This window comes from Pelomonas lactea, assembly GCF_043555885.1.
Taxonomy (GTDB): domain Bacteria; phylum Pseudomonadota; class Gammaproteobacteria; order Burkholderiales; family Burkholderiaceae_C; genus Pelomonas; species Pelomonas lactea.
On record NZ_JBIGHX010000006.1, the window covers coordinates 175636 to 201500 of the forward strand.

The 25865-nt window shown below is 72.0% G+C and carries 29 protein-coding genes; 16 read left to right on the top strand and 13 right to left on the bottom strand.

Annotated elements, in window-relative coordinates; genetic code table 11:
• Positions 1-52 precede the first annotated feature (52 nt).
• From ACG04Q_RS17575 to ACG04Q_RS17590, 4 genes are all read left to right on the top strand, one after another.
• Complete coding sequence (locus ACG04Q_RS17575) at positions 53-1387, top strand: DUF4397 domain-containing protein (protein WP_394512393.1); 1335 nt, start codon at positions 53-55, stop codon at positions 1385-1387.
• Positions 1388-1465: 78 nt separating this feature from the next.
• The gene (locus ACG04Q_RS17580) at positions 1466-2155 is read left to right on the top strand and encodes a hypothetical protein (protein ID WP_394512395.1); all 690 of its coding nucleotides are present in this window, start codon (positions 1466-1468) and stop codon (positions 2153-2155) included.
• Between the two features lie 12 nt (positions 2156-2167).
• Complete coding sequence (locus ACG04Q_RS17585; protein WP_394512397.1) at positions 2168-2575, top strand: DUF1801 domain-containing protein; 408 nt, start codon at positions 2168-2170, stop codon at positions 2573-2575.
• Positions 2572-2805 (top strand): cysteine-rich CWC family protein, encoded by a 234-nt coding sequence (locus ACG04Q_RS17590; RefSeq protein WP_394512398.1) that lies wholly within the window; start codon positions 2572-2574, stop codon positions 2803-2805. The genes ACG04Q_RS17585 and ACG04Q_RS17590 overlap by 4 nt, the downstream gene beginning before the upstream one ends.
• Here ACG04Q_RS17590 and ACG04Q_RS17595 read toward each other — a convergent pair.
• A complete protein-coding gene (locus ACG04Q_RS17595) occupies positions 2769-3221 on the bottom strand; it encodes a nuclear transport factor 2 family protein (protein WP_394512400.1) in 453 nt (150 codons plus the stop codon). The genes ACG04Q_RS17590 and ACG04Q_RS17595 overlap by 37 nt on opposite strands.
• A 144-nt stretch (positions 3222-3365) precedes the next feature.
• Here ACG04Q_RS17595 and ACG04Q_RS17600 point away from each other — a divergent pair, with 144 nt between their 5' ends.
• Genes ACG04Q_RS17600 through ACG04Q_RS17615 form a run of 4 tightly spaced genes read left to right on the top strand, consistent with a single transcriptional unit; the run spans position 3366 to position 7303 of the window.
• A complete protein-coding gene (locus tag ACG04Q_RS17600) occupies positions 3366-4187 on the top strand; it encodes a TetR/AcrR family transcriptional regulator (protein ID WP_394512402.1) in 822 nt (273 codons plus the stop codon).
• 10 nt (positions 4188-4197) lie between these two features.
• On the top strand, positions 4198-5079 hold the full coding sequence (locus ACG04Q_RS17605) for a DMT family transporter (RefSeq protein WP_394512404.1): 882 nt from the start codon (positions 4198-4200) through the stop codon (positions 5077-5079).
• Positions 5076-6740, top strand: coding sequence for a long-chain-fatty-acid--CoA ligase (locus ACG04Q_RS17610; protein ID WP_394512405.1), 1665 nt, complete (start codon positions 5076-5078; stop codon positions 6738-6740). The genes ACG04Q_RS17605 and ACG04Q_RS17610 overlap by 4 nt, the downstream gene beginning before the upstream one ends.
• 47 nt (positions 6741-6787) lie before the next feature.
• Positions 6788-7303, top strand: a complete 516-nt coding sequence (locus ACG04Q_RS17615) for a nucleotidyltransferase family protein (RefSeq protein WP_394512592.1) — start codon at positions 6788-6790, stop codon at positions 7301-7303.
• A gap of 13 nt (positions 7304-7316) precedes the next feature.
• Here the strand turns inward: ACG04Q_RS17615 and ACG04Q_RS17620 are convergent, their stop codons facing one another.
• The 4 genes from ACG04Q_RS17620 to ACG04Q_RS17635 form a co-directional block, all read right to left on the bottom strand.
• A complete protein-coding gene (locus ACG04Q_RS17620) occupies positions 7317-7520 on the bottom strand; it encodes a hypothetical protein (RefSeq protein WP_394512407.1) in 204 nt (67 codons plus the stop codon).
• Positions 7521-7614: 94 nt separating this feature from the next.
• Entirely contained in the window at positions 7615-9510 is a 1896-nt protein-coding gene (locus tag ACG04Q_RS17625; protein ID WP_394512409.1) for an AAA family ATPase, read from the bottom strand.
• Positions 9503-9745 carry a hypothetical protein gene (locus ACG04Q_RS17630; RefSeq protein WP_394512411.1) on the bottom strand — a complete coding sequence of 81 codons (243 nt, stop codon included), beginning with the start codon at positions 9743-9745 and terminating at the stop codon, positions 9503-9505. The genes ACG04Q_RS17625 and ACG04Q_RS17630 overlap by 8 nt, the downstream gene beginning before the upstream one ends.
• 289 nt (positions 9746-10034) lie before the next feature.
• Positions 10035-10346 (bottom strand): DUF2834 domain-containing protein, encoded by a 312-nt coding sequence (locus tag ACG04Q_RS17635; RefSeq protein ID WP_394512412.1) that lies wholly within the window; start codon positions 10344-10346, stop codon positions 10035-10037.
• Positions 10347-10456: 110 nt separating this feature from the next.
• On the opposite strand from ACG04Q_RS17635, the gene ACG04Q_RS17640 reads away from it, so the two are divergent.
• The 4 genes from ACG04Q_RS17640 (at position 10457) to ACG04Q_RS17655 (ending at position 12972) form a co-directional block, all read left to right on the top strand.
• Positions 10457-11224: a helix-turn-helix domain-containing protein gene (locus tag ACG04Q_RS17640; RefSeq protein ID WP_394512413.1), complete on the top strand. Its 768-nt coding sequence runs from the start codon at positions 10457-10459 to the stop codon at positions 11222-11224.
• A gap of 69 nt (positions 11225-11293) precedes the next feature.
• The gene (locus ACG04Q_RS17645; protein ID WP_394512415.1) at positions 11294-11797 is read left to right on the top strand and encodes a rod shape-determining protein; all 504 of its coding nucleotides are present in this window, start codon (positions 11294-11296) and stop codon (positions 11795-11797) included.
• 72 nt (positions 11798-11869) lie between these two features.
• A complete protein-coding gene (locus tag ACG04Q_RS17650; RefSeq protein WP_394512417.1) occupies positions 11870-12391 on the top strand; it encodes a DUF1697 domain-containing protein in 522 nt (173 codons plus the stop codon).
• A 188-nt stretch (positions 12392-12579) separates the two neighbouring features.
• Positions 12580-12972: a VOC family protein gene (locus ACG04Q_RS17655; protein ID WP_394512418.1), complete on the top strand. Its 393-nt coding sequence runs from the start codon at positions 12580-12582 to the stop codon at positions 12970-12972.
• Here the strand turns inward: ACG04Q_RS17655 and bglX are convergent, their stop codons facing one another.
• Positions 12973-15240, bottom strand: coding sequence for a beta-glucosidase BglX (gene bglX / locus ACG04Q_RS17660; RefSeq protein WP_394512419.1), 2268 nt, complete (start codon positions 15238-15240; stop codon positions 12973-12975). It abuts the gene before it with no gap.
• 136 nt (positions 15241-15376) lie between these two features.
• Here bglX and ACG04Q_RS17665 point away from each other — a divergent pair, with 136 nt between their 5' ends.
• Entirely contained in the window at positions 15377-16180 is an 804-nt protein-coding gene (locus ACG04Q_RS17665) for an AraC family transcriptional regulator (protein ID WP_394512421.1), read from the top strand.
• A gap of 3 nt (positions 16181-16183) precedes the next feature.
• On the opposite strand, the gene ribA is transcribed toward ACG04Q_RS17665, so the two are convergent.
• On the bottom strand, positions 16184-16798 hold the full coding sequence (gene ribA, locus ACG04Q_RS17670) for a GTP cyclohydrolase II (RefSeq protein ID WP_394512422.1): 615 nt from the start codon (positions 16796-16798) through the stop codon (positions 16184-16186).
• Between the two features lie 81 nt (positions 16799-16879).
• Between ribA and ACG04Q_RS17675 the strand changes: the two genes are divergently transcribed.
• Positions 16880-17575, top strand: coding sequence for a dienelactone hydrolase family protein (locus ACG04Q_RS17675; RefSeq protein ID WP_394512423.1), 696 nt, complete (start codon positions 16880-16882; stop codon positions 17573-17575).
• 2 nt (positions 17576-17577) lie between these two features.
• On the opposite strand, the gene ACG04Q_RS17680 is transcribed toward ACG04Q_RS17675, so the two are convergent.
• Complete coding sequence (locus ACG04Q_RS17680; RefSeq protein WP_394512424.1) at positions 17578-18165, bottom strand: PAS domain-containing protein; 588 nt, start codon at positions 18163-18165, stop codon at positions 17578-17580.
• 35 nt (positions 18166-18200) lie between these two features.
• Positions 18201-18671 carry an Lrp/AsnC ligand binding domain-containing protein gene (locus ACG04Q_RS17685; RefSeq protein WP_394512425.1) on the bottom strand — a complete coding sequence of 157 codons (471 nt, stop codon included), beginning with the start codon at positions 18669-18671 and terminating at the stop codon, positions 18201-18203.
• An 87-nt stretch (positions 18672-18758) separates the two neighbouring features.
• Here ACG04Q_RS17685 and ACG04Q_RS17690 point away from each other — a divergent pair, with 87 nt between their 5' ends.
• Together ACG04Q_RS17690 and ACG04Q_RS17695 are read left to right on the top strand one after the other, a co-directional pair.
• Positions 18759-22394: an L-glutamate gamma-semialdehyde dehydrogenase gene (locus ACG04Q_RS17690; protein ID WP_394512426.1), complete on the top strand. Its 3636-nt coding sequence runs from the start codon at positions 18759-18761 to the stop codon at positions 22392-22394.
• 62 nt (positions 22395-22456) lie between these two features.
• Positions 22457-23350 (top strand): hypothetical protein, encoded by an 894-nt coding sequence (locus tag ACG04Q_RS17695; RefSeq protein ID WP_394512427.1) that lies wholly within the window; start codon positions 22457-22459, stop codon positions 23348-23350.
• Here ACG04Q_RS17695 and ACG04Q_RS17700 read toward each other — a convergent pair.
• The 4 genes from ACG04Q_RS17700 to ACG04Q_RS17715 form a co-directional block, all read right to left on the bottom strand.
• A complete protein-coding gene (locus ACG04Q_RS17700) occupies positions 23347-23814 on the bottom strand; it encodes a DUF2867 domain-containing protein (RefSeq protein ID WP_394512428.1) in 468 nt (155 codons plus the stop codon). The genes ACG04Q_RS17695 and ACG04Q_RS17700 overlap by 4 nt on opposite strands.
• Entirely contained in the window at positions 23792-24397 is a 606-nt protein-coding gene (locus ACG04Q_RS17705; protein ID WP_394512429.1) for a hypothetical protein, read from the bottom strand. Before ACG04Q_RS17705 ends, ACG04Q_RS17700 begins: the two co-directional genes overlap by 23 nt.
• Positions 24398-24401: 4 nt before the next feature.
• On the bottom strand, positions 24402-25130 hold the full coding sequence (locus ACG04Q_RS17710) for a DUF899 domain-containing protein (RefSeq protein ID WP_394512430.1): 729 nt from the start codon (positions 25128-25130) through the stop codon (positions 24402-24404).
• A 75-nt stretch (positions 25131-25205) separates the two neighbouring features.
• Entirely contained in the window at positions 25206-25850 is a 645-nt protein-coding gene (locus ACG04Q_RS17715; RefSeq protein ID WP_394512431.1) for a Vgb family protein, read from the bottom strand.
• Positions 25851-25865 lie beyond the last annotated feature (15 nt).

A 25865-nucleotide genomic window follows, 5' to 3' on the forward strand; every position in this document is an offset into this window, starting at 1 on the left:
GCCGCACCTTTGCCACCAAGGCCCGGCGACCTGGTTTTTTCGGAGATTCTCGATGCGATTCACCCCCTGGGCCACCCGGCTGGCCCTGACGCTGAGCCTGTCGGCCACGGCCGCTCTGACCGCCTGCGGCGGTAGCGGCGGCGGCGGCAGCAGCACCCAAGTGCGCCTGCTCAATGCCACGCGCTCCTACGAGCAACTGGACCTGACGGTCAACGACAAGACCATCAACAGCAAGGTCGCCTACGCTGCCGTCGGCGAGTACGGCAGCGTGGACACCGGCGCCACCGCGACCAAGGTACTGAAGAGTGACGTGGGTAGCAGCGTGTCGGCCACCACGCCCACGCTGAACTCCAACAGCAACTACACCTACATCACTTACGGCTTCTCCGGCGCCGTGCGCACGACGCTGCTGGAAGAGTCCCAGTCCGCTCCGGATGCCAACAAGGCCAAGCTGCTGGTGCTGAACCTGGCGCCCGACGCCGGCGCGCTGGACACCTACGTGACCACCGCGGCCACCTGCGGCCTGACCAACGAGACCGCGCTGAGCAGCAACCTGGCCGGCGGCTCCGGCAGCGGCTACATCCAGATCAACTCGGGCACCTTCCGTGTCTGCGTGACCGGCTACAACAAGCCCACCGACCTGCGCCTGGCCATCCCGGCCATCACGCTGGACTCCGCCAGCGTCAACACGCTGATCCTGACCGCCACCGACGGCGGCGTGCTGGTCAACGGCATCACGCTGGTGCAAAAGGGCGCGGCCAAGAATTTCGCCAACACGCAAAGCCGTGTGCGCACCGTCGCCGCACTGGCCAGCGGCGGCTCGGTCACGTCGTCCATCAACGGTCAGGCCATGTTCAGCGCCGCGGCCGTCAGCCCGCTGATCAGCGACTACGTCACCACGAACGCCGGCGCCAGCACGCTGAACGTGGCCGTCAACGGCGCCAGCGTCAGCTTCACCGCGCCGACGCTGACCGCCGGCAAGGACAGCACGCTGCTGGTCTGGGGTGACCCGGCCGCGCCCAAGCTGGCCGTCCTCGACGACGACAACCGCCTGCCCACCGTCTCCACCGACGTCAAGATCCGCCTCGTCAACGCGCTGCAGACCAACGGCGCGGGCCTGAGCGTCGGCTACGGCACCATCGCTTCCAACGTCGCCGCCGGCACGGGCTCGGCGCCGCTGTCCGGCTCGATCACGAACTCGTCCACGGGTGCGCAGGTCGACGTGACGGTGCCCAGCTCGGCCCTGTCCATCTACACGAACTCCGCGCTGGTCTTCCCGGCCGGCAGCGTCTGGACCTTCTTCGCCGTGCCCAACACCGCGACGACGGCCACCACCAACCTGCCGGTGCCGGGTCTGGCCGCCCTGCCCAAGCGCGAGCGCCCGTAAGCGGCTCACCGCTTCAGCCAGCAAACCCCCGTGCCTCGGCCGGGGGTTTTTTCTTGCCTGCGCAACGATGATGGCGCCATGTCCGCCCCCACCCGCTTCCATCTGCAGCGCCTGCGCCAGCTGTGGCGCAGCGCCGGCTGGCCCAGCCAGGACCTCGTCGAGGTGGAGCTGCTGGCGGCCGGCTGGGTGGAGCGCCTGGCCGAGCCCGGCGGCCGCGAGCGGCTGCGCGTGACCGATGCCGGCGTCGCGCTGATCGCCGAATCGCTGACCCGCAACCGCGCCGCCCGCGACGCGCACGAGCTGCTGGTCGAGCGCGTCGCCACCGAGATGCAGCGGGCGGGCCGCATCGCCTGGCGCGGGCTGACGCTGCGCGCCGGGCTGCCGCAGGACGACGGCAAGACGCAATGGGTCAAGGCCATGCCCGACGTCTACTCCATCCGCCACAGCACCGTGGAGGACTACCTGGAGCCCGCCATCCACGAGATCAAGGTCAGCCGCGCGGACCTGCTGGGCGAGCTGCGCCGGCCTGCCAAGTCCGCCGCCTACCGCGCGCTGTGCGGCCAGTGCTGGTTCGTCATCAAGGCCGGCATCGCCGAGGCGCAAGAGATCCCGCCCGAGTACGGCGTGCTCATCGGCCACAGCACGCACCTGGAGCTGGCCCGGCCCGCGCCGAAGCGCGCCTGCAAGCCCGACTTCGCCACCTGGATGGCGCTGGCCCGCGCGACACCGCTGCCGCCGCAGGACGACGATCCACAATCACCGCTCTGACCCGGAGCCGCCATGGCCAACAAGACTCGCCCGACCGAGGCCGACGTGCAGGCCTACATCGACGCCCAACCCGAGGCCCGCGCGGCCGACTGCCGCGCGCTCGTCGCGCTGATGCAGCGCGCCAGCGGCCAGCCGCCGGTGATGTGGGGCCGCATGGTGGGCTTCGGCCACCGCCACTACGTCTACGACAGCGGCCGCGAGGGCGACACCTTCGAGATCGGCTTCGCCAGCGGCGCCGCGGGCAAGGGCGACATCAGCCTCTACCTGAACGCCAACGGCGCCGGCCGCGCCGCGCTGCTGGCGCGCCTGGGCAGGCATCGAGAGGGCAAGGGCTGCGTCTACATCAAGCGCCTGGCCGACGTGGATGCGGGCGTGCTGGCCGAGCTCTGCGACGCGGCGCTGCGCGAGCTGCGCGCATGAGCGGCGCCCTGCTGGACACCCGCTGCCCGCGCTGCGGCGGCGGCTTCGAGTGCGGCGTCAACGCCGGCCGTTGCGACTGCTTCGGCATCCGCCTGACCGAGGAGCTGCGCACCGAGCTGGCGGCGCGCTACCCCGACCGCTGCCTGTGCCTGCGCTGCCTGCGCGAGCTGGCCGGCGTTGACGCCGATGCCGCTCAGCCCGTGATCGGCTCCGCGAGCGCCTCGGGCTGACCGGCGGCCGCCACCTCGGCCAGATAGCCCGCCAGCCGGGCGGTGTCGCAGTGCACCGTCAGCGCGCTGACGCGGCCCCAGCGCAGCTCGAACTCGTGCATGCCGCGGTTGCTGCCCTCACGGCCGCCGGGCAGCTGGAAGCGGTCGCGCCAGGCGACGACGGCACGCGTGCGCCAGGGCCAGCCGCTGACCCAGACGCCGTCGACATCGAAGCGCAGCCCCGGCAGCAGCCGCTGCAGCCGGCCGTACCAGCGCGCCGTGGCCGCCAGGTCGCGGCGCTCGCCGCCCAACGCGTGGGTGCCCACCATGCTGTGCCGGTGCTGTGCGGCGAATTGCGCCGGGATGCGCTCGTAGCGGCCCGCGTTCAGGTCGGCGAAGGCCGACCGCAGCCGGTGCCTGACGATGGCGTGATACATGACGACTCCTTGCCGACAGCGGCACGGCACCGGCCCGCAGGGACCGCCGCGCCGCGTGCCGGTGACCGCGGGCGGGCGTTGATCTTGACGATGAAAAGATTGGTGCAGTATCCGCGCCAATCTTTCGCGTGGCAAGATCTGTGCATGACCAAGCCAGCCGTCGCGCGCGAGCCCGCCGTTTCATCCAAGCCCGCCAGGCAGCGCAAGCCTGCCGCCGCACGCAAGACCGACGTGGCCGCCGCACCGGGGGTGTCTCCCTTGGCCCCGGCCGCGCCTCCGGTCGAGCCGCCTGCGGCCTCGGCGTCGCTTGCCGCCGCCGCGTCGTCGACCGCGCCGCGGCCGCCCGCCGAGCGCCCGCCGCGCCCGCGCGCCAAGGCCGCGGGTCGCTATCACCACGGCGAGCTGCGCGAGGCGCTGCTGGACGCCGCCGAGGCCCTGCTGGCCCAGCGCGGTGCCGCGGGCCTGAGCCTGCGCGACGTGGCGCGCGGTGCCGGCGTGTCGCACGCGGCGCCGTACCACCACTTTGCCGGCCTGCCCGAGCTGCTGGCGGCGTTGGCCGAGCGCAGCTTCCAGCAGCTGGGTGCGGCGATGCAGGCGGGCGTGGACGCCCACCCCGCCGCGCCGCGCGCGCAGCTGCTGGCCATCGCGGCGGCCTATGTGGAGTTCGCGCGGCGCCGGCCGGCGCGCTTCCGGCTGATGTTCGGCCCCGTGCTCGCGTCGCGCCGCCAACACCCGGGCCTGGACCGCGCGGCCGAGGCGGCCTTTCGCGTGCTGCTGGACGCGGCCACGTGCTTCGACGCCGCCGCCGGCCCGCTGCTGGCGCTGACCGGCTGGAGCCTGGCGCACGGCGTGTCGCACCTGAGCCTGGATGCCGCCTTCGACGGCCTGCCGCTGCCCGGCCCGGTGCCGGATGCCGCCGCGCTGGTGCGCGCGATGAGCGAGCGGGTGCTGCCGGTGCAGGCATGATGGCCGGCCCATGCCCGCCCCCGATCGCCTTGCCCGCCTCGCCCCGCCGCTGTTCATCTTCATCTGGGCCACCGGCTACATCGTCGCCAAGCTCGCGGCGCCTCATGCCGACCCGCTGACCTTCCTGAGCTGGCGCTATGCCGGCGTCGTCGCGCTGATGCTGGGCCTGGCGCTGGCCGCGCGCGCGCCGTGGCCGTCGCGCCGCGACATGGGCCACCTGGCGGTTGCGGGCCTGGGCATCCAGGCGCTGTACCTGGCGGGCGTGTGGGTGTCCATCCGCCAGGGCCTGCCGGCCGGCACCGCGGCGCTCATCGTCAATCTGCAGCCGGTGCTGGTGGCGGCGGCCGCGCCGCTGATCGGCGAGCGCGTGGTGCCGCGGCAGTGGCTGGGCGTGGCGCTGGGCCTGGCGGGCGTCGTGCTCGTCATCTGGCACAAGCTCAACCTGGGCGCCAGCTACGGCCCGCCGCTGGCGCTGTGCCTGATGTCGCTGCTGGCCATCACCGGCGGCACGCTGTACCAGAAGCGCTTCGTGCCGCAGTTCGACCTGCGCACCGGCCAGGTCGTGCAGTTCGCCGCGGCGCTGGCCGTTACGCTGCCGCTGGCCTGGGCGCTGGAGCCGATGCGCATCGTGTGGAACCGCGATGTCGTCATCGCGATGGCCTGGAGCATCCTCGTGCTGACGGCCGGCGGCATCAGCCTGATGTTCCACATGCTGCGGCACGGCCGCGTAACGGCCGTGTCCAGCACCATGTATCTGGTGCCTTCTGTCACCTCGGTGATGGCGTGGCTGCTGTTCGGCGAGACACTCGGCGCACAAGCCATCGCCGGCATGGGCGTGACGCTGCTGGGCGTCTATCTCGTGGTGGCGAGGAAGCAGGAGACAACCTCATGACGACGCGAGCCCATCACGCCTTCTGGCCGCCCCGCGTGCCGCACGCGATCACGCCGCCGGCCACCTCGCTGGCCGACAACCTGCTCGTCAGCGCGCGCCGCTTCCCCGACCGGCCGGCGCTGGTGTTCCTGGGCCAGGTGACGACCTACGCCCAGCTGCTGGCCCAGGTGCAGCGCCTGGCCGCCTGGCTGGCGCAGCGCGGCGTCCAGCGCGGCGACCGCGTACTGGTGGACCTGCAGAACTGCCCGCAGCTGGTCGTTGCGCACTACGCGATCTTCAGCGCCAACGCGGTGGTCGTGCCGGTCAACCCGATGAACAAGGCGGCGGAGCTGCGCCACCTCATCGAGGACAGCGGGGCCGTGCTGGCCATCACCAGCGCCGACCTGACCGCCGAATGGCTGGCCGCCGGCATGGCCGCGCGCGACCTGCTCGTCACGCAGCTGGCTGAGGTGCTGCCCGGTGGCCGGGCCGCGCCGGATGGATTGCCGGCCGGCTGGGCCGACTGGCTGAACGCCGACCTCGCGCTGCCCGACGGGGCGACACCCTGGGCCGAGGCGCTCGCCTGCCGCGCCGCGCCGCCCGCGCTGGAGACGGGGGCTGACGATCTCGCGCTGCTGGGCTACACCAGCGGCACCACGGGCCACCCCAAGGGCTGCATGCACAAGCACAGCAGCCTGCAGCACAACGTGTTCGCCGGTGCGCTGTGGGCCAACGGCAGCCACGAGGACGTGGTGCTGGGCGTCGTGCCCATGTTCCACATCACCGGCATGGTGGTCGTGCTGCACGGCACGCTGATGGCCGGCGCCAGCCTGGTGCTGATGCCGCGCTGGCAGCGCGAGTACGCGGCGCGGCTCATCAAGCACCACCGCATCACGCGCTGGACCAACATCCCGACGATGGTCATCGACCTGCTGGCCAGCCCCGAGGTGGACAGCTTCGACCTCTCCAGCCTCGTCTACATCGGCGGCGGCGGCGCGGCCATGCCGCAGGCCATCGCCGAGCGGCTCGTTCAGCGCTGGGGCCTGCGCTACGCCGAGGGCTACGGCCTCACCGAGACCGCTGCGCCCAGCCACAGCAACCCGCACGACGCGCCCAAGCAGCAGTGCCTCGGCGTGCCCTACATCAGCTGCGATGCGCGCGTGGTGGACATCGACACGTTGCGCGAGCAGCCCGTCGGCACGCCCGGCGAGATCATCGTGCGCGGCCCCATGGTGTTTGATGGCTACTGGCGCCGCCCCGAGGCGACGGCCGCTGCCTTCATCGAGTTCGACGGCCGGCGCTTCTTCCGCACCGGCGATATCGGCTTCGTCGACGCCGACGGCTACTTCTTCATGACCGACCGCCTCAAGCGCATGATCAACGCGAGCGGCTTCAAGGTCTGGCCTTCCGAGGTGGAGAACCTGATGCACGGCCACCCCGGCGTGGCCGAGGCCTGCATCGTGTCGGCCCCCGACGCCTACCGCGGCGAGACGGTCAAGGCCTTCGTCGTCAGGCGCGCCGGCCATGAGGCGCTGAGCGCCGAGCAGCTGCGCGACTGGTGCCGCGCGAACATGGCGGCCTACAAGGTGCCGGCGCTCATCGAGTTCGCCGACAGCCTGCCCAAGAGCGGCGCGGGCAAGGTGATGTGGCGCGCGCTGCAGGAGCGCGAGAAGGCGCGGTGAGCGACGTCGAGCGCCTGACGGCGCTGGTGCGCACCACGCCGTGGTTCATGGCCGCGCTGCGCGCCGGCCGGGAGCTGGGGCTTGCGAGCTGGTGCATCGGCGCCGGGGCGCTGCGCAACCTGGTGTGGGACGCGCTGCATGGCCATGCGCAGGCCAGCGAGCTGGCCGACGTGGACTTCGTCTACTTCGATGCCGACGACCTGGACCCGGCGCGCGACGCCGCGCTGCAGCGGCGGCTGTGCCAGCGCTTGGACCTGCCCTGGGAAGTTACGAACCAGGCCGGTGTGCACCAGTGGTTCGAGCAGCACTTCGGCCATGCCGTGGCGCCGCTGCACTCGCTGGCAGAGGCCGTGGCCAGCTGGCCCGAGCCCGCCACCGCGGTGGGCGTGTGGCTGGACGGCGCCGATGCGCTGCACGTCATCGCGCCGCTGGGCCTGGACGACCTGCTGGGCCTGCGCGTGCGGCGCAACCCGGCGCGTGTCAGCGTAGAGACCTATCGCCAGCGCTGCGCCAGCAAGCGCTACACCGAGCGCTGGCTGCGCGTGGTGGTGGAACCCGCCTGAGCGGGCCCGTCCGTCACGAGGCCGGCGTTTGCAGCTCGCGCGTGGCCCACTGCGGCTGCCGCGCCAGCTCGGCCGCCGTGGCCTCGTCGGCCGTCACGGCGTACTCGCTGGCGCTGCGCTCCACGAAGTAGGCGGAGCGGAAGCGTTGCAGCAGGCCGCCCAGCGCCTTGCGCGCGTCGCCGGGTTGGCCTTGGAAAGTGAGGGTCAGCGTGGTCATGAGGGGCTCGCTTCGAGCGGCTGGAGGGCCGCCGGTCTGCTTGCAACGCCCGCCGGGCCCGGCCGTTGACGCCGGGATTGCTACAGGCTGTGAACTAAGCCCGGCGCCGCTCGGGCGCGGGCGCGCGGAACGCGGCGAGCTGCCGGGCATAGGGGTCCAGCGCGTCCTCCGGTCGGTCCAGTGCCAGCCCCGTCACCGCGGCGAAGCGGGCGGGCGTGACCTGGCCCTGCGCCATCAGCTCGTCCACCAGCGCCAGCAGCGCGTCGCGGTGCGCGTCCAGCAGCCGGGTGGCGCGCTCGTGCTCGGCCTGCAGCAGCGCCTCGATGGGCGCGTTGGTGGCCTCCACGTCCGTGACCAGGTGCTCCTCGCTGTCGGCCGACACGTCGCAGCGGCCGATGCGCTCGCCATGGCCCAGGTGGCGCAGCATGCGCGCGGCCGTTTCGGTGGCCTTGCGCAGGTCGCCCTCGGCGCCGCTGGAGGCCATGTCGGCGCCGAACACCATCAGCTCCGCCGCGCGGCCGGCCAGGCTGGTGCAGAGGTTGTCGCGCAGGTTCTGGCGCGACCACACCTTGCGCGAGGTGTAGGCGTTGTAGCCCCCCTCGAAGCTGGCCACGTGGATCTTGATCTCGGTGGGCGCGCGGCCGAACAGCAGCGCATGCACCAGCCCGTGGCCGGCCTCGTGCACGGCCAGCAGCGCGCGGAAGTCGGCGTTGTTGCGCTGGCGCAGCCGGCTGATCTCGAACGGCGCGGCGATGGCGTGCGACTGGCCGCGCCAGTGCGCGACGAGGCGGCTGCCGTCGGCCGTCAGGCCCACGCCGTCGCCGGGTGCCGCGCCGCGCTCCAGGGCCCACAGCGCCGCCTTGGCCAGGCCGGCGCCGAGGATGGCATGCAGCGACGAGAACAGCGGCCGCGTGCCTTGCGCCGGGAACACCGCGTTGGCGTAGATCTGCTCGCGCACGCTGGCGTCCAGCTCGAAGTGCAGGCCGCAGCGCGCACCGGTCTCGGCGGCGTAGCGGGCGCAGCCCTGCGCGATGAGCTGCTCGTATGCACGGCGCGGCAGCGATGGGTAGATCACGTGCTCGTTGCCCAGCCGCGCGACCTGCTCGGGCTTGAAGCGGCGGTTCAGTGCCTGCTTCACGTCGATGACGCTGAGCTTGGCGGTGACGGCGTGGAAGGTGTCGGCGTCGCTGTCGCAGTCGTCCACGCTGGTGGCGAGGTCTTCGTACATCTCGTCCAGGTTGCCGCAGACGAACACCAGCAGCCGGCTGTAGTCGGTGTCCCACTGCTGCGCGCCGCTGTCGCGGAAGTCGCGCAGCCGCAGCTGGATCTGCTCCGGCGTCCAGCTCATGATCTCCATCAGCGGCTCGTCCAGCTTCAGGTTGCGCTGCAGTTCCTGGGCTTCCCAGCTGCGCAGCTTGAAGCGCCGCTTGACGTCGTCGGCGTCGGCGCGCTCGGCGTCGAAGGCCGCCTCGGCGATGGAGGATTCGATGTCCCCCAGCAGCGACAGCGCCGGCGGCAGCCGGCCATCGGACAGCAGCGCCCAGACATCCTGGTAGCGCTCGACGCGCACGTCGTTGCGCTTGCTGTCGATGGTGCGAAAGCGCTGGAACTCGTCCAGCACCAGGATGCCCGGCTCGCCCTCGCGCACGCCGCTCTGCGCCAGCATGCCGGAGATGTTCTGTGCGCCGTACCAGCTGGCGCCGTTGGAGAAGCCGTCCATCTGCACTTCGACGAAGCGGTCGTAGAAACCCAGCAGCTGCGCCAGGCGGCGCACCAGCTGGGTCTTGCCCGTGCCGGTCAGGCCCCACAGGCAGACGACGACGGGCCGTGACACCAGCCCGGGCAGCACGTACCACGCGCGCACCGAGTCGATGACGCGGTCAATGAGGGCGTCGATGCCGAACAGCTCGGTCTTGAGCTGGGAGGCGATGGTTTGCAGCTGCTGGTTTCTCTGCGCCAGCTGCGCGCGCAGTTCGAGGGAATCATTCATCCCAGTCCTTTCTTCGCAGCAGCGCCTGCAGCGCCACGCGGTCGGCCCGGCGTTGTGCACCGCGGCTCTGGATGTGTTGGCCGGCGCCGCGCGAGCCGCGTGCGCTGAGGGCGCGGGCGACGGGGTCGCGCGCACCGATGCTCGTTTCGAGCACCAGCGTCATGGGCTGTTTCATGCGGCGCAGGGCCTTGACCCGGCCTTCTAGCAAGGCACGGGAACGGAGTTGGTCACTCATTCGGTTTCCGAAAAGCAAAAGCCCCGGCTCAAGGGCAGCGGGGCTTTGCATGCCACGCGGTCTGAGGCCGTATCTGTGAACAGACACGGTTCAGCCGGGGCTCGGGAACCGTGTTCAGTTGATCGTCGAGATGAACAGGGAGGACATAGCAGGGATCTCCGATTTGCGGGCGCTGTCGTGGGCGCCTTCAGCAAGGGCGCGAATGATGAGGGCGTTCGCGATGCTTGCGCAAGCGCAACGCCCCGTCGGCGTTGTGGCGCGCCAACGGGGCGTTAGCGGTCAGCGGCGCTCAGGCCGTGGCTTCGCGGCCCAGCCGCGCAGCCGACTCACGCGGTGCCAGCAGCAGGTACAGCAGCGGCCCGAACGAGCCGGCGGCCAGCGTGATGAGCGCGTAGGGCCACACCGTGCGGCCCGTGGCCTTTGCGTCCCGTGCGATGAAGCCCAGCAGGATGAACGACGTGATGATGAAGTCCACCAGCAGCTGCCAGGCGCCGATGCTGGCCATGCCGGCCTGCCAGATGCCGACGTAGCCGACGGCCCACATCGCGTACAGCGAGAACGCGCCGAACGCAGCAAAGGCGAGGAAGAGGATGGGGCGCATGACGATCTCCTTGGGGTTGGGGTGCCGCCATGCTCGGCAGCCGCGTGCATGGCCGCAATGACCTGGGAGGTCATGGCGGCGCGTCCGGCGCCCGCCGCAGAATTCACCGCATGACCGCCACCCTCGCCACCCTGCGCAAGTCGCGCCGCGTCAGCCAGCTGGAGCTGTCGTTGCGCACCGGCGTGTCTCAACGCCACCTCAGCTGCATCGAGACCGGCCGCTCGCGCGCAGGCCGCGAGACCTTGCTGGCGCTGCTGGACGCGCTGGGCGCCACGCTGGAGGAGCGCAACCAGGCGCTGCTGGCCGCCGGCTACGCGCCCGCCCACGCCGAGCGGGCGCTGGATGCGCCCGAGATGGCGCCGGTGCGTGCGGCGCTGGCGCAGCTCATCCACGCCAACGGCGCGGCGCCTGCGCTGGTGCTGGACGGCGACTACAACGTCGTCATGGCCAACGCCGGGCTGGCGCGGCTGATGTCGCTGCTGGGTCTTGACGCCGAGGCCATGCTGGCCCAGCCCCTGAACCTGCTGCGCGCCGTCTTCGCGCCCGGCGGCCTGCGCACGCTGTGCGTGGACGAGGGCTGGCTGTGCAACGAGATGTGGGCCCGCGCCAGCCGCGAGGCCGAGCACCTGCCGCGGCTGCGCGCGCTGCTGGACGAGCTGCGGCCGACACTGGCCCCCTGGACCGTCAGCGAGACCAGCAGCCAGCTGCCGGTGCTGGCCTTCCGCCTGCGCGCCGCGGACGGGCGGGTGTTGAGCTTCTTCTCCACCATCACCAGCTTCGGCACGCCGCTGGACATCACGCTGGCATCGCTGAAGGTGGAGCACCTGTTCCCGACGGACGAGGTGACGCGGGAGGCGTTGGCAACTGTCGCGGCTTGAGGTGCGGTGGGGCCGGCTCACGGTTCCGTTATCGTGGTGACGATCAGGATCCGATCGACGCCCCACCGCATGGACTTCCTCCGCCAGTTCTTCAACACCGTGCTCTACGTGCAGCTGTCGCCGCGACGGTTGGTGGTGCGCGATCCTCGGTCGCGGGCGTGTTTCGACGAGGTGCCCGAGGTGGCCATCCATCGCCCCGCCGGTGGCCGCGCCACCGTCTGCGCCGTGGGCGCCGAAGCCCGCGCGCAGGCTGCCGGGAGCGACGTCGTGGTCGTCAATCCGCTGGCGCACCCGCGCACGCTGGTGTCCGACTTCATCGTCGCTGAACAGCTGCTGAAGTTCGCGATTCGTCGGCTGTACGGCGGCCGCGCGGTGTTCCGGCCGTCGCCGGAGATCGTCATGCATCCGGTGGACGACTACGAGGGCGGGCTGACACCCGTGGAGATCCGCGCGCTGCAGGAGCTGGCGCTGGGCGCGGGCGCAAGCCGGGCGCGGGTCTGGCAGGGGCCGGCGCTCAGCGATGACGAGCTGCTGCTGCGGCGCTATCCGCCGGCAGGCCGGATGCTGGCCTGACCGGCATTGCGGGATGGCACGGCGGCTCGGCCATGCGTTAGCGTGCAGCCTCCACCACCGCTGCTGCCCCCCATGCCCCGCTACGTCGCCCTGCTCCGCGGTGTCAGTCCGATGAACTGCAAGATGCCCGAGCTGCAGCGCAGCCTGGAGGACGCCGGGTTCACCGACGTGAAGACGCTGCTGAGCAGCGGCAACGTCGCGTTCAGCACGCCACGCGCGGCCTCCGCCGCCACGCTGCGCAAGAAGCTGGAGGCGGCCATGCAGGCCGGTCTGGGCCGCAGCTTCGAGACCCATGTGCGCGCCAGCCAGCACCTGCAGCAGCTGATCGTGGCCGACCCGTTCGCTGCCTACCCGCTGCGCGCCGGGTCCAAGCGCGTCGTCACCTTCCTGCGCGAGCCGCTGGCGGCCAGCCCCGTCGAGCTGCCGCGCACGCACGGCGAGGCCTGCATCTGGGGCCTGGACGGCGCCGAGGTGTTCTGCAGTTATGTGCCCGAAGCCCAGGGCCCGGTCTTCATGCAGCTGCTGGAGAAGACGTTCGGCAAGGACATCACCACGCGCACCTGGGACACCGTCGCCAAGTGCGCAAGCGCATGAGCCTCTCGCCCGGACTGGCATCGGCTGAACGCCGGCCAGTCCAGTCGGTCCCCCGAGGGGACGGCGATGCGTTCGGCATTGAGCCGAACGCACATCGCCCGCGGGCCGGCTTGGGAGCGGCCCGGCGCTCGGCCCGCGGTTTCTGTGCCGCGAACGTGCAAATCGACAACTGATTCAGGAGGTGCCGTATGCCCACGCTCGACCATCTGCTGGTGCCCGCCCGTGACCGCCGCGCCGCCGCCGAGCGGCTGGCCGCCATCCTCGGCGTGCCGTGGTCGGCCCAGGCGGCCGTGGGGCCGTTCAGCGCGGTCTATGTGTCCGACGACCTGACGGTGGACTTCGACGAGGTGGCCCCGGGCATGGCCGTGCCGCTGCAGCATTACGCCTTCCGCGTCAGCGACGCCGAGTTCGACGCGCTGATGGGCCGGCTCAAGGCGCTGGGCATCGCCTGGCGCAGCTCGCCCATCGGGCCGGACGACTACCAGGTCAACACCCACGGCGGCGGCCGCATCGTCTACTGGCGCGAGCCCGACGGCCATGCGTGGGAGGCGCTGACGCGCAGCTACGCGCGCCAGCCCTGATCAGCGCGTCAGCCGGAATTCGGCATGCGCGGTGGCCGCCGAGCTGCCGCCCACCCACACGTCGAAGGCCGCCGGTTCCACGCCCCAGGCGCGCGTGACCGGGCTCCAGAACTTCAGCTCGTCGCGGCCCAGCGTGAAGCTCACCGTCTGCGTGGCGCCCGGCGCGAGGTGGATGCGCTGGAAGCCCTTCAGCTCGCGCTGCGGCCGCGCGGCGCTGCCCGAGCGCTGGTGCGTGTAGAGCTGCACCACCTCGTCGCCCGCCACGGCGCCGGTGTTGCGCACGGTGACGCTGACCTTCACCGGCTCACCCGCGCGCGCCGTCGTGCGGTCCAGCGTCACGTCGCCGTAGGCAAAGCTCGTGTAGCTCAGGCCATGGCCGAAGGGGTAGAGCGGCGAGGAGGGCGCGTCCGTTGCGTAGCGCGACGTGAAGGTGCGGCCGGTCTCATCGGCATGCGTGCGGTTGTGGTTGTAGTAGGCCGGCACATGGCCGGTGCTGCGCGGCCAGGTCACGGGCAGCTTGCCGCCCGGGTTGACGGCGCCGCTCAGCACGTCGGCCACCGCATGGCCGCCCTCGCTGCCCGGGAACCATGCTTCCACGATGGCCGGCACGTGTTCGCTGGCCCAGCGGATGTCCAGCGGCCGGCCGTTCAGCAGCACCAGCACCACCGGCTTGCCGGTGGCCACCACGGCCTCCAGCAGCGCCTGCTGGTTGCCCTGCAGCGCGAGCGACGCGACCGACGCCGCCTCGCCGCTCATGTTGGCGCGCTCGCCCAGCACCATCACCACCGCCTCGGCCTGGCGGGCGGCCTCCACGGCCTTCGCCAGCGCGGCCTGCTGGTCGGCCGCTGACATCAGCGCGGGCGCAGCCTTGCCCTGGTCGGCATCCCAGGGCAGCGGGTAGGCGCGCTGCATGTCGCCGCCGGCCGAGAAGGTCACCTCGGCCTGCGGCCAGCGGGCCTGGATGCCGGCCAGCACCGACACGCCCGGGCCCTTCTCCACGGTCCAGGAGCCGAGGATGTCCTCGCCGCTGTCGCCCAGCGGGCCGATGACGGCGATGCGCTTGAGCGACGCGGCCAGCGGCAGCGCGCGGCCCTCGTTGCGCAGCAGCACCATCGAGCGCTGCGCTGCCTCGCGCGTGGCGGCGCGGTGGGCGGGGTCGTTGAAGACGGCGGCCTTGCGCTCCGGTGCGCCCCCGCCGGCGTAAGGCCGCTCGAACAGCCCCATGCGCAGCTTCACCGCCAGCACCTCGCGCACCGCGTCGTCCACCACGCGCTGGGGCACCTTGCCGGCCTTCACCAGCGCGGGCAGCTGGCGCATGTAGCTGTTGCTGGCCATGTCCATGGTCACGCCGGCCTGCAGGCCGCGGGCGGCCGCGTCGGCGTTGTCGGCCGCAAAGCCGTGGTTCTCCAGCGACTGCACGGCGAACGCGTCGCTGATGACGAAGCCCTTGAAGCCCATCTCGCCGCGCAGCACGTCGCGCAGCAGCCAGCGGTTGCCCGAGGCCGGCACGTCGTTGAGCGTCATGTAGGCCGACATCACCGTGCCGGCGCCGGCGTCGATGGCCGCCTGGAACGGCGGGAAGTACACGTTGCGCAGCTGCACCTCGGGCACGAAGACCGAGTCGTAGTCGCGCCCGCCGTCGGCCGCGCCGTAGGCGGCGAAGTGCTTCACGCTGGTCAGCACCCGCTCGGGCGTGCCGAGCGCCGGGCCCTGCAGGCCACGCACCTGGGCGCGCGCCATGGCCACGCCCAGGAAGGTGTCCTCGCCCGCGCCCTCCACGATGCGGCCCCAGCGTGCGTCGCGGGCGATGTCCACCATGGGCGTGAACGTCCAGTTCACGCCGGCCACCCACGACTCCTTGGCGGCAATCGCCTGCGAGCGTTCCACCAGCGCCGGGTCCCAGGTGGCGGCCAGGCCCAGCGGCACAGGGAACACGTTCTTGTAGCCGTGGATGACGTCGTAGCCGAACAGCAGCGGGATGCCCAGGCGGCTCTCCTTGACGGCCACGCGCTGCAGCCGTGCGATGAGGTCGGAGTCGAAGGTCCACAACACCGAGCCGGCCTTGCCGGCGCGGATGAGCGCGTCCGGCGTCTCCTTGTTCGGGCCCGGCACCTCGGCGCCCAGCTGCGTGAGCTGGCCGATCTTTTCCTCCAGCGTCATGCGGGCGAGCAGCGCGTTGGCGCGCTGGGTGACGGCATCGGCCGCGAGGGCGTTGCCGGCCAGCAGGGTGGCGCAGGCGGCGGCAGCGAGCCGGGAAAGTCGGGCCATGGGGAGTCTCCTTGAGCGATGTTGTTGTCGGGCCGGCGGCGACTCTAGGGGCGGCACCGGCGCCGCGTGAATCGCCGCACGGGCGATCCACCTATAACATCGGCCGATGCGCGGCGTGATCGGATCGACCGGGCCCATGATGCCCATGACCGGCTACTTCAACAGCCGTGCCGAGCCGCGGCAATGGGTGGAGGGCAACCTCGCGCACTGGAACGGCTACTTCACGCTGCGGGGAAAAGGGGAGGTGCGCTTCCCGCAGCAGACGGTCACCACCGGCGTGGGCGAGCTGCTGTTGCTGGCGCCGGGCCACGCGCGCTCCTACCGCATCCCCGACCCGCAGACGGGCTGGGAGTTCTACTGGCTACATTTTCGGATGACGCCCCGGCTGGGCGAGCGGCTGGACTGGTTCGACCCCGTGCGGCCCTGGCAGGCGCATGCCGTGGCCGACGTGTCGCTGCGCGTGGAGCTGGCCTCGCAGCTGGAGGCGGCGCACCGCTTCAACCTCACCGAGCCCGACCTGCCTGAGCGCGAGCCCATCGTCGAGGCGCTGCTGGAGGCCTTCCTGCTGCGGGTGGCGTCCGCCGCGGCCAGCCCGGGTGGCGCGAGCCCGGTGGACCCGCGCATCGAGCGCGTGCTGGAGCGCTTCCACTGCGACCTGGCCGCGCCGGTCAACGTGGACGAGCTGGCCGCGTTCGCCGGCCTGTCGCGCTCGCAGTTCTGCCTGCTGTTCCGCCGCGGCACCGGCCGCTCGCCGCAGGCCTACATGGAGGAGCGGCGGCTGGAAATGGCCGCGCACTACCTGCGCGCCACGGGCCAGCCCGTGGCCGAGGTGGCGGAGATGGTGGGCTTTGCGAACCCGTTCTACTTCACGCTGCGCTTCCGGCGCCGCCACGGGCTGAGCCCGTCGTCGTACCGCGAGCAGCACCGCCGCGGCAGCTGAGATTCACTCGAACAGGTGGCCCAGGTCGTGGTGCCCCATGGACTCGGCCTTGGTACGCAGGTACTTCTCGTTGTCCGGGCCCGGCGCTGTCAGCGACGCCTCGCGCACGACGACCTCGATGCCGAACTCGGCCAGCGCGGCCATCTTCAGCGGGTTGTTGGTCAGCAGCCGGATGCGGTGCACGCCGAGGGCGCGCAGCATGCAGGCGGCCGCGTCGTAGCGGCGCGCGTCGATGGGCAGGCCCAGGGCGGCGTTGGCCTCGATGGTGTCGGCGCCGGCGTCCTGCTCGGCATAGGCGCGCAGCTTCTGCACCAGGCCGATGCCCCGGCCCTCGTGGCCGCGCATATAGATGATGGCGCCGCGGCCCACCTTGGCGATGCGCTGCATGGCGCTTTCCAGCTGCGGCCGGCAGTCGCAGCGCAGCGAGCCGAACACCTCGCCGGTCATGCACTCGGAGTGCACGCGCACCAGCGGCGGCTCGTCACCGGGCTGGCCGACCAGGTCGCCCATGCTGAGCACAACATGCTCCTGCCCGCTGTCGCTCTCGCGGAAGCCGTGGATGGCGAACTCGCCGTGGGGCGTCGGCAGGCGGGTGGAAACGATGCGTTCGATCTTCATGGCTGTGGGCATTGTCGCCCCGCACGGGAAAACCCGTGGCGAACAGGGCAGACTGCGGCCTCTAACTTCCGGGAATCGACCATGCCCCAGACCATCAGCTTCCAACGTCCCGATGGCGTCAGCGTCAGCGGCTACCTGGCCGAGGCCGCCCGGCCCGTCGGCGCCGTCGTCGTCATCCAGGAGTGGTGGGGCCTGAACGACCAGATCCGCGGCGTCGCGCGGCGCTGGGCGGATGCCGGCTTCACGGCGCTGGTGCCCGACCTGTACCGCGGCAAGAGCACCGTGGAGCAGGAAGAGGCGCACCACCTGATGACGGGCCTGGACTTCGGCGACGCCGCGTCGCAGGACGTGCGCGGGGCCGTGAGCTACCTGAAGGGCCTGAAGCTGGGCAGCGGCAAGGTGGGCGTCACCGGCTACTGCATGGGCGGCGCGCTGACGGTGCTGTCGGCCACCGCGGTGCCCGAGGCCGATGCGGCCGTCGTCTGGTACGGCATGCCGCCGGTGGACTATGTGAAGGCCGAGCAGATCAATATCCCGCTGCAGGCCCACTGGGCCACGCAGGACGAGTTCTTCCCCCTGGCGGGCGTGGACGCGCTGGAGGCCCGGCTGGCCGAAGCGGGTGTGCGCTACGAGGGCCACCGCTACCTGGCGCATCACGCCTTCGCGAATGAGGAGGCGCAAGGCCCGGGCCGCATCGCCAAGACGCAGTACGACGCGGCCTGGGCGCAGCAGGCCTGGGACCGGGCGATGCGCTTTTTCGGCCAGACGCTGGCCTGACGCTAGGCCTGGCCCGCCCGCAGCGCCTCCAGCTGCGCGAAGGAGGCCTGCATGAGGTCGTGCACCAAGGCCAGCACGCGGTCCCGCTCCTGCTCGGCCTCGGCGTCCACGGCCGCCATCAGCAACTGGTGGAAAGGCAGCGCCAGCGGCGCTCCTTCCATCGCGCCGCGCGGCCCGTCGGGCAGGCCGCCCTGGGGCGTGGGCGCGCGTTCGGTCAGGTCCAGCATGGTGCCCACCATGCGCAGCGCCCGCCCCTGGGGGCTGCGCTCGATGATGCTGCCGCGCGAGTGCATCAGCCGGTAGCCCGAGCCATTGCTGCGCAGCCGGAAACGCACCTCGTAGCTCGCCTGGGGGTCCCGCTCATGCGCGCGCATCGCGGTCAGCATGGGTTGCAGGTCTTCGGGGTGGACGCGGCAGCGCCAGAAGTGCGTGCTGTCGGCGGCATGGGGGTCGGGGTAGCCCAGTCGCTGCTTCCAGCGCGGCGAATAGTGCACGGTCTCCAGCTCCAGGCGCAGATCCCACACGCCCAGCTCACCCGCCTCGATGGCCTGGCGCCAGCGCATCCAGACCGGTTGATGCCGCATGTCCATGCGAGCCATTTTGCGGTCGCTGCGCGCCGGACCGCTCAGATCGGCAGCGCGTTTGTTGCTTTCACCTCCTCCATGACGGCATAAGTGCGCGTTTCGCGCACGCCGGGCAGCGTCCAGATGACGCTGCCGATGAACTCGCGGTAGGCGCTCATGTCGCGCACGCGGGTCTTGAGCAGGTAGTCGAAACCGCCGGCCACGAGGTGGCATTCCAGGATCTCGGGCCGGGCCTGCACGGCGGCCTTGAAGGTGTCCATCACGTCCATCACCGTGCGGTCCAGGTGCACCTCGATGAACACCAGCATCGCTGCGCCCAGCTTGGCCGGGTTCAGCCGCGCCTCGTAGCCCAGGATGTAGCCGTCGCGCGTCAGCCGCTTCACGCGCTCCAGCACGGCGGTGGGCGACAGGTGCACCGTCTCGGCCAGCTTGAGGTTGGAAATGCGGCCGTCCGCCTGCAGAGCGCGCAAGATGCGCTCGTCGATCTTGTCCAGCCGTGTTTCGTCGCTCATCTGGATTTTTCTCTGTGTCGATATCAATTGTTGGAATTTAATCCAACGGTGCTGTGAATACATTGTCGATCTCACCAGGAGACAGCCATGACCACGTTCACCGCCCCGCCCGAACACCCCCGCCTGCCCGATCCGTACCGGGCGGAAGCCGGCGTCGTGCAGGCGCTGGCCGACCGCGTCGGTGCGGCGCTGGACTGGCCGCGCGTCATCGACATGGCCGCGCCCTGGGTGGAGCAGGTGCGCAGGAACCCGGCGCCGTTCTGGGCGATGGAGTCGCTGCTGCGCGAGTACCCCATCACCAGCGCCGAGGGCCTGGCGCTGATGCGGCTGGCCGAGGCGCTGCTGCGCGTGCCCGACGCACCCACTGCCATCGCGCTGACGGCCGACCAGCTGGGCCGCGCCGACTTCGACGGCGCCAGCGAGGGCAGCCCGCACAAGATGCTGGCCGCGCTGTCGGCATCGGCCATCTCCATGTCCAAGCGCTTCCTGCCGGGGGCGGACGACGACGGCGGCCTGTTCAAGCGCCTGGGCGCGCAGACCGTGGTGGCCGCCACCGTGCGCGCCATCCAGCTGCTGGGCCGCCAGTTCGTGCTGGGCCGCAACATCCGCGAGGCGATGAGCGAGGCGGATGACGCCCGCAAGGCGCAGAAGCAACTCAGGTTCAGCTACGACATGCTGGGCGAGGGCGCCCGCACCGAGGACGACGCGCGCCGCTACCAGGCGGCCTATGTCGGTGCGATCAAGGCGATTGCCGCCGGCCAGCGCGCGGACAGCCCGGAAGCCTCCGACGGCATCTCCATCAAGCTCAGCGCGCTGTTCAGCCGCTACGAGGTGCTGCAGCGCGAGCGCGTGTTCGCCGAGCTGCTGCCGCGCGTGTGGCAGCTCATCGAGCTGGCTGCTGACGCCAACATCAACCTGACCATCGACGCCGAGGAGGTGGATCGCCTGGAGCTGTCGCTGGACGTGCTGGACGCGCTGGCCGCGCGCATCGCGCAGGTCTACCCGCAGTGGCGCGGCTTTGGCCTGGCGGTGCAGGCCTACCAGACCCGCGCGCTGGCCGTCGTCGACGAGGTGGCCGCCATCGCCCGCAAGCACGGCCTGCGCTTCATGGTGCGGCTGGTCAAGGGCGCCTACTGGGACGGCGAGATCAAGCGTGCCCAGGAGCTGGGCCTGGCGGAGTACCCCGTCTTCACGCACAAGCAGCACACCGACGTCTCCTATCTGGCCTGTGCGCGCGCGCTGATCCAGCACGCCGACGTCATCTACCCGCAGTTCGCCAGCCACAACGCCGGCACCATCGCGGCCATCGTGCAGATGGCGCGCGCGGCCGGTGCCGCCTTCGAGATGCAGCGCCTGCACGGCATGGGCGAGGGCGTGTACCGCGAGGTGCTGAAGGACGGCACCATCCCCTGCCGCGTCTACGCCCCCGTGGGCGAGCACCGCGACCTGCTGGCCTACCTCGTGCGCCGGCTGCTGGAGAACGGCGCCAACTCGTCGTTCGTGCACCAGCTGGCCGACCCGACCGTGCAGGTGCCCGAGCTGCTGGGCTCGCCGCTGGCCGACGTGCGCCCCACCGGCGCGCTGCCGCTGCCGCCGGCGCTGTACCTGGACGCGCAGGGCCGTGGCCGCGCCAACTCCACCGGCGCCGACCTGACCGCGCCCGCGCAGCGCGCGCCATTGCAGGCCGCGCTGGCGGCCCAGGCCGTGGGCCCCGTGCCCGAGGCCACGGGCGCGGAAGTGGACGCCGCGATGCAGCGCCTGCACGCCGGCTTCCCCGCATGGAACGCCACGCCCGTCGCCCAGCGTGCCGCCACGCTGCGCCGCGCCGCCGATGCGCTGGACGCGCGCCTGGCCGAGTTCTGCGCGCTGCTCGTCAAGGAGGCATTCAAGACCCAGGCCGACTGCGTCGCCGAAGTCCGCGAGGCCGTCGACTTCCTGCGCTACTACGCTGATCAAGCGGAAGCCGATGAGGCCGGCATGCGCGGCCGCGGCGTGTTCGTCTGCATCAGCCCGTGGAACTTCCCGCTGGCCATCTTCGCGGGCCAGGTCGTCGCCGCGCTGGTGGTGGGCAACACCGTGGCCGCCAAGCCCGCCGAGCAGACGCCGTTCGTCGCGCTGAAGTTCGTCGAGCTGCTGCACGGCGCCGGCGTGCCGGCTGATGCGCTGGCGCTGCTGCACGGCGCGGGCGAGACCGTCGGCGCCGGCCTCGTGGCCCATGCGCACACGGCCGGCGTCTGCTTCACCGGCTCCACGGCCGTCGCGCAGATCATCAACAAGGCGCTGGCCGCCAAGCCCCTTTCGTCCGCAGGGCCGTTCCCAAGGACGGAAGCGCCCCCCCGGGGGGCAGGAGGCGTACCCGCCGACGTGGGGGCGTCATCTCTGCCTATCCCGCTGATCGCCGAAACGGGCGGCCTGAACGCGATGGTGGTGGACTCCACCGCGCTGCCCGAGCAGGTCATCGACGCCGTCGTGCAGAGCGCCTTCCGCTCCGCCGGCCAGCGCTGCTCGGCGCTGCGGCTGCTGTGCGTGCAGGCGAGCATCGCCGACGGCGTCATCGAGATGCTCAAGGGCGCACTGCAGCAGCTGCACGTGGGCCAGCCCGCCGACCTCGCCACCGACGTCGGCCCCGTCATCGACGACGAGGCCCACGCCAGCATCAGCCGCCACGTCGAGCGCCTCAAGCGCGAGGCCCGCCTCATCGCCGAGGCGCCGGTGGCCCAGCCCATGCCGCGCCAGATCCGCCCGGTGGCCTTCGAGCTCAAGCGCGTCGCCGACCTCGGCGAGGAGATCTTCGGCCCCGTGCTGCACGTGGTGCGCTTCGACGGCGCGGTGGACGACGTCATCGCCGAGATCAACGCGCTGGGCTACGGCCTGACGCTGGGCATCCAGACCCGCATCGACAGCCGCGCCCAGCGCCTGGCCGACGCCGCGCGCATCGGCAACGTCTACGTGAACCGCAACATCATCGGCGCCGTGGTGGGCGTGCAGCCGTTCGGCGGCGAAGGTCTGTCCGGCACCGGCCCCAAGGCCGGCGGGCCCGACTACCTGCGCCGCTTCTGCGCCGAGCCGCAGCTGGCCGCGCCGGCGCCGCTGCTGGCGCTGGACGGCCGCAGCGAGCCCCTGGCCGTGGCCGCCGATGCCGCCTGGCGCGATACGCCGCTGGCCGACCGCATCGCCACGCTGCGCCGCGCCGCCGACACGCTGGACGCCGCCACCGCGCTGGCGCTGCGCGGCCTGTTCACGGCGGCCCAGTCGCAGTTCGCCGATGTGGACCTGCCCGGCCCCACCGGCGAGAGCAACACGCTGCGCCACCATGCCCGCGGCGCGTTCGTCGTGCTGGGCCGGGGCGACGCTGGCCTGGCCGCAGCCGTCAGCGCGCTGCTGGCCGGCAACAGCGTGCTCTGGCTGGGCGGCGACGAGCGCGCCCGCCAGGCCCTGCTGCGTGCCGGCCTGCCCGGCAACGCGCTGACGCTGCCGCCCGACACGGCGCTGCCCGGCCTGCTGGCCGCGCCGCAGCTGGCCGGCGTGGCGCTGGCCTCGTCCGACGAGGGCGCTGCCCACACGCTGGCACAGGCGCTGGCCGGGCGCGCCGGCGCCATCCTGCCGCTGGTGACGGCGGCGGGCCACGTGCGCCAGCTCTACCGCTTCACGGCGGAGCAGACGCTGACCGTCAACACGGCGGCGGCCGGCGGCAACGCGGCGCTGCTGGCGGGCATGCCCTGACAAAACCTTGAGGCAGGCGGCCGTATCCTCGGTGGCCGAATGGCCCGCCGAGAGTCCTGCCGTTGAACGCCGCTTCCGCCCCACCGCCGCCTGGCGCCGCCCGCCTCGGGCGGCGCAGCCTGCTGGGGCTGGCCGGCGCCGGGCTGCTGCCTGGCCTGGCCGCTGGCCAGCCGCCGCTGCCGGCGCTGATCCCGGACGATGTGCTGGGTGACTACCAGCGCTTCGTCGCCGACCGCGACCCCGCCGCCATCGCCGACTACGGTGGCCCGCTGTCGCGGCGCGACGTCGTCGAGGTCGTCCTCATCCACCAGGCCCTGGCGCGGCAGGACCGTACGTTGCGCCTGGGGCTGGCGCCCATGCCCAGCAGCCAACGTCTGCAGGCCGAGCTGCGCATGGGCCATTCGGCCTGCAGCGCCACCAGCTATTGGCGCGACGACTTCCCCGAGCCCGACGGCCTGCTGTTCAGCGACCCGCTGCTGCTGGAGGGCGAGTTCGAAGTGGGCCTGTACACGACGCCCGACAACACCCGCGCGCTGGCCGCCCGCGGGCTGGCCGACGTGCAGCAGCTGCGCGTGCTCAGCAACGACAGCTGGCGCGTCGACTGGCTGACGCTGCTGCGGCTGGGCGTCACACGGCTGCAGCATGTGACGCGCTGGAACCTGATGCCGCACATGCTGCAGCAGGGCCGGGCCGACGTGTTGCTGGCGCCGTTTCAGCCCACGGCCGACCTCTCCATGGTGGTGGGCGGCGTGCGCCTGGTGCCCGTGCCGGGGCTGAAGGTCGCCATGCGCGGCACCAGGCACTTCCTCGTGTCCGCCACGCATGAGCAGGGGCCGCGTCTGCGCGACCAGCTCAACGCCGGACTCGCGGCACTGCGCCAGCAGGGCCTGGTGAAGCGGGCCTACGAGCAGAGCGGCTTCTTCAACGTCCGCGTGGCGGGCTGGAAAAGGCTTTAAGGACGTGCCACCGCGCGCAGCACCGCCGGCGCAATGATGCGGTGCATCGGCGTCACCGGCAGCATGTAGGCCCGGCCCAGCAGGTTGTGCGTGCGCACCACCGTCGTCAGCGTGACCAGCGGCGCGCCGCCACCGGGCTGCGGCGTGAGGTGAACCGACAGCGTCACGTCCAGGTGCTTGTCGCGGTCGCCCAGCAGCACCTCGCCGGGCGTGTTCTCGAACAGCGTGAAGATGCCGACGCGGTCGCCGGGGCGGTAGTGGGCCTCGGCCTTGTCGCGCGGCAGGTTTTCCAGCCCGCCCAGGTTCTTCAGCCCGAACAGCGACACGGCGCGGTTGCGCAGCGCCATGCAGGCCGACACCCAGCGCGGCGTCTGGCCCGCGGCCTTCAGGAACTGGCCCAGCGCCGACAGGCCGGGGTCGCCCGCGGGCAGGGCCCACGCGTCATGGAAATCGCTGCCGGGCACCAGCTTTGCGATGAGGCTGTTCGGCGGGGCGGCGGTCTCGCGGGGCGCTGGCGTCATGACGGGCTGTTGCGTGGCGTGTCCGCATCCTAGAGGCTGCGCCGCAGGCGGCCAGCGCCACGCCGGCCGTCACGGCCAGCATGGCCGCCATGTGCACGCCGACGGCCGCCAGCGCCAGCGCGAGCGAGCCCGACGCCGTGAGCTCGCGCGCCGGCGAGGCGCTCAGGCACAGCGGGATGAACGCGGGCACCAGCATCAGCCCGCTGCCCTGCAGCGTGGCCGCGGCGAAGGCGCTGGCCGCCACCCCGCCGCGCTGCCGGCGCCACAGCAGCAGCGCGCCGCACAGCGCGGCACTTCCGGCCAGCACCGGCAGGCCGTCCCGGGACCCGGCCCACGCGACCAGCGCCGCCACGGCGGCCACCGCGGCCGCATGGCCCATGGCGATGGGACGCAGTGAAGCCAGCACCTGGCGGGCGTCGCCGGAGCGCATGCCGCAAGCCGCTGCCAGCGCCCAGCCCGAACACGGGTTGAGCCCGTGCAGCGCGCCGGCACCGGCCACGGCCAGCCAGGGCCACCAGGTCGTCATGGCCTCAGGCCGTGCCTGCCGGCGCGTCCTCGTATCGGTCGTGGTGCCGCACCCAGGCCATCGTGTACTCCAGCCCCGCCTCGTCGCGGCCCTGGGGCGTCAGGTCGACGAGGGGGTAGGTGCCCATCATCACTTCCACGCCCCGCCCGAACGTCGAGTACGTGTGGAACACGGTGCCCGCGTCGTCCTTGTAGAAGACGCTGATGCCCGGCGCCTCGGTCTGCGGGAACGGCGTCATGTGGAAGTTGTAGAACACCTCGCCGTCGACGCGGTCCTCGGGCGCGAAGCTGACGTGGAAGTCGCGGTTGAAGTCGTTGCCGTTGGACGAGGCCCACGCGAACTGCCAGCCCATGCGCGCCTTGAAGGCCAGCAGGTCGGCCAGCGGCGCGCGCGACACGACGAGCAGCGCGATGTCGCGATGCGCGAGGTGCATGGCGGCGCCGTCGAGATGGTCCGCCATGAAGGAGCAGCTCTTGCAGCCTTGGGCCCAGCCAGGGCCGAACATGAAGTGCTGAACGAGCAGCTGGCGCTTGCCCTGGAACAGCTCGCTCAAGGCACGCGGGCCGTCCACGGTGTCGAACAGGTAGTCGGTGTCCAGCTTCACCCAGGGCAGCGCGCGGCGCTCGGCGGCGATGCGGTCCTGAAGCTGGGTCAGTTCCTTCTCGCGTGCGAGCAGGGCCTTGCGGTCGGCGATCCAGCGGTCGCGGGTCACGGTGGGGTGGGGTGTCGTCATCGTTCGCTCCTTGGGTTGAAGACAGGCATGCGGCAGCGCCACCCGGGCTCGGATGGGCGTCGCGTTCAGGGGAAATCAGGCGGCGCGCTTGGGGCGGCGCACGGCGCGTAACTTGCCGCTGCTGCCGCCGCCGGCGTAGAACAGGTCGCGCCCGTCGGACTCAAGCCCGCTGACGCCGGTACCCGCAGGCATCAGCAGCGTCTGCAGCACGTCGCCGCTGGCGGCGTCGATGTGGCGGATCTCGCTCTCGTCGCCCTCCCAGGTGCCGTGCCACAGCTCGCCGTCCACCCAGGTCACGCCGGTGACGAAGCGGTTGGTCTCGATGCTGCGTTTCACGGCGCCGGTCTCGGGGTCGACCTGGTGGATCTTGCGGGCGCGGTACTCGCCCACCCATAGGCTGCCCTCGGCCCAGGCCAGGCCCGAGCAGCCCTGGCCCGGCGCCGGGATGGTGGCGAGCACGGCACCCGTGGCGGGGTCGATCCTGGCGATGCGCGACGCGGCGATCTGCCACAGGTGCTGGCCGTCGAAGGCCGTGCCGGCGTCGCACGTGTGCGCCAGCCGCTGCTGCACGTCACCGCCGGCCGGCGCGATCGCCAGCAGCGCCTCGTTCGTCGCGGCCCAGATGCGCTCGCCGTCGTGCGTGACGCCGTGGATGGCGGGCGTGCCGTCGAAGGGGCCGTACTCGCGGACGATCTCGGCGGGGTGGGTGGGGGCGGTCATCGCGGTCTCCGTGAG

Excerpts from the sequence above, each read along its gene's own strand:
- ACG04Q_RS17640 (WP_394512413.1), top strand. The coding sequence starts at position 10,457 with ATGACCGCCACCCTCGCCACCCTGCGCAAGTCGCGCCGCGTCAGCCAG.
- ACG04Q_RS17675 (WP_394512423.1), top strand. The coding sequence starts at position 16,880 with ATGCCCCAGACCATCAGCTTCCAACGTCCCGATGGCGTCAGCGTCAGC.
- ACG04Q_RS17685 (WP_394512425.1), bottom strand. The coding sequence starts at position 18,671 with ATGAGCGACGAAACACGGCTGGACAAGATCGACGAGCGCATCTTGCGC.
- ACG04Q_RS17585 (WP_394512397.1), top strand. The coding sequence starts at position 2,168 with ATGGCCAACAAGACTCGCCCGACCGAGGCCGACGTGCAGGCCTACATC.
- ACG04Q_RS17595 (WP_394512400.1), bottom strand. The coding sequence starts at position 3,221 with ATGTATCACGCCATCGTCAGGCACCGGCTGCGGTCGGCCTTCGCCGAC.
- ACG04Q_RS17575 (WP_394512393.1), top strand. The coding sequence starts at position 53 with ATGCGATTCACCCCCTGGGCCACCCGGCTGGCCCTGACGCTGAGCCTG.
- ACG04Q_RS17605 (WP_394512404.1), top strand. The coding sequence starts at position 4,198 with ATGCCCGCCCCCGATCGCCTTGCCCGCCTCGCCCCGCCGCTGTTCATC.
- ACG04Q_RS17615 (WP_394512592.1), top strand. The coding sequence starts at position 6,788 with ATGGCCGCGCTGCGCGCCGGCCGGGAGCTGGGGCTTGCGAGCTGGTGC.
- ACG04Q_RS17645 (WP_394512415.1), top strand. The coding sequence starts at position 11,294 with ATGGACTTCCTCCGCCAGTTCTTCAACACCGTGCTCTACGTGCAGCTG.
- ACG04Q_RS17580 (WP_394512395.1), top strand. The coding sequence starts at position 1,466 with ATGTCCGCCCCCACCCGCTTCCATCTGCAGCGCCTGCGCCAGCTGTGG.
- ACG04Q_RS17590 (WP_394512398.1), top strand. The coding sequence starts at position 2,572 with ATGAGCGGCGCCCTGCTGGACACCCGCTGCCCGCGCTGCGGCGGCGGC.
- ACG04Q_RS17715 (WP_394512431.1), bottom strand. The coding sequence starts at position 25,850 with ATGACCGCCCCCACCCACCCCGCCGAGATCGTCCGCGAGTACGGCCCC.
- ACG04Q_RS17600 (WP_394512402.1), top strand. The coding sequence starts at position 3,366 with ATGACCAAGCCAGCCGTCGCGCGCGAGCCCGCCGTTTCATCCAAGCCC.
- ACG04Q_RS17610 (WP_394512405.1), top strand. The coding sequence starts at position 5,076 with ATGACGACGCGAGCCCATCACGCCTTCTGGCCGCCCCGCGTGCCGCAC.
- ACG04Q_RS17650 (WP_394512417.1), top strand. The coding sequence starts at position 11,870 with ATGCCCCGCTACGTCGCCCTGCTCCGCGGTGTCAGTCCGATGAACTGC.
- ACG04Q_RS17680 (WP_394512424.1), bottom strand. The coding sequence starts at position 18,165 with ATGGACATGCGGCATCAACCGGTCTGGATGCGCTGGCGCCAGGCCATC.
- ACG04Q_RS17620 (WP_394512407.1), bottom strand. The coding sequence starts at position 7,520 with ATGACCACGCTGACCCTCACTTTCCAAGGCCAACCCGGCGACGCGCGC.
- ACG04Q_RS17665 (WP_394512421.1), top strand. The coding sequence starts at position 15,377 with ATGATGCCCATGACCGGCTACTTCAACAGCCGTGCCGAGCCGCGGCAA.
- ACG04Q_RS17710 (WP_394512430.1), bottom strand. The coding sequence starts at position 25,130 with ATGACGACACCCCACCCCACCGTGACCCGCGACCGCTGGATCGCCGAC.
- ribA (WP_394512422.1), bottom strand. The coding sequence starts at position 16,798 with ATGAAGATCGAACGCATCGTTTCCACCCGCCTGCCGACGCCCCACGGC.
- ACG04Q_RS17690 (WP_394512426.1), top strand. The coding sequence starts at position 18,759 with ATGACCACGTTCACCGCCCCGCCCGAACACCCCCGCCTGCCCGATCCG.
- ACG04Q_RS17655 (WP_394512418.1), top strand. The coding sequence starts at position 12,580 with ATGCCCACGCTCGACCATCTGCTGGTGCCCGCCCGTGACCGCCGCGCC.
- ACG04Q_RS17630 (WP_394512411.1), bottom strand. The coding sequence starts at position 9,745 with ATGAGTGACCAACTCCGTTCCCGTGCCTTGCTAGAAGGCCGGGTCAAG.
- bglX (WP_394512419.1), bottom strand. The coding sequence starts at position 15,240 with ATGGCCCGACTTTCCCGGCTCGCTGCCGCCGCCTGCGCCACCCTGCTG.
- ACG04Q_RS17635 (WP_394512412.1), bottom strand. The coding sequence starts at position 10,346 with ATGCGCCCCATCCTCTTCCTCGCCTTTGCTGCGTTCGGCGCGTTCTCG.
- ACG04Q_RS17625 (WP_394512409.1), bottom strand. The coding sequence starts at position 9,510 with ATGAATGATTCCCTCGAACTGCGCGCGCAGCTGGCGCAGAGAAACCAG.
- ACG04Q_RS17705 (WP_394512429.1), bottom strand. The coding sequence starts at position 24,397 with ATGACGACCTGGTGGCCCTGGCTGGCCGTGGCCGGTGCCGGCGCGCTG.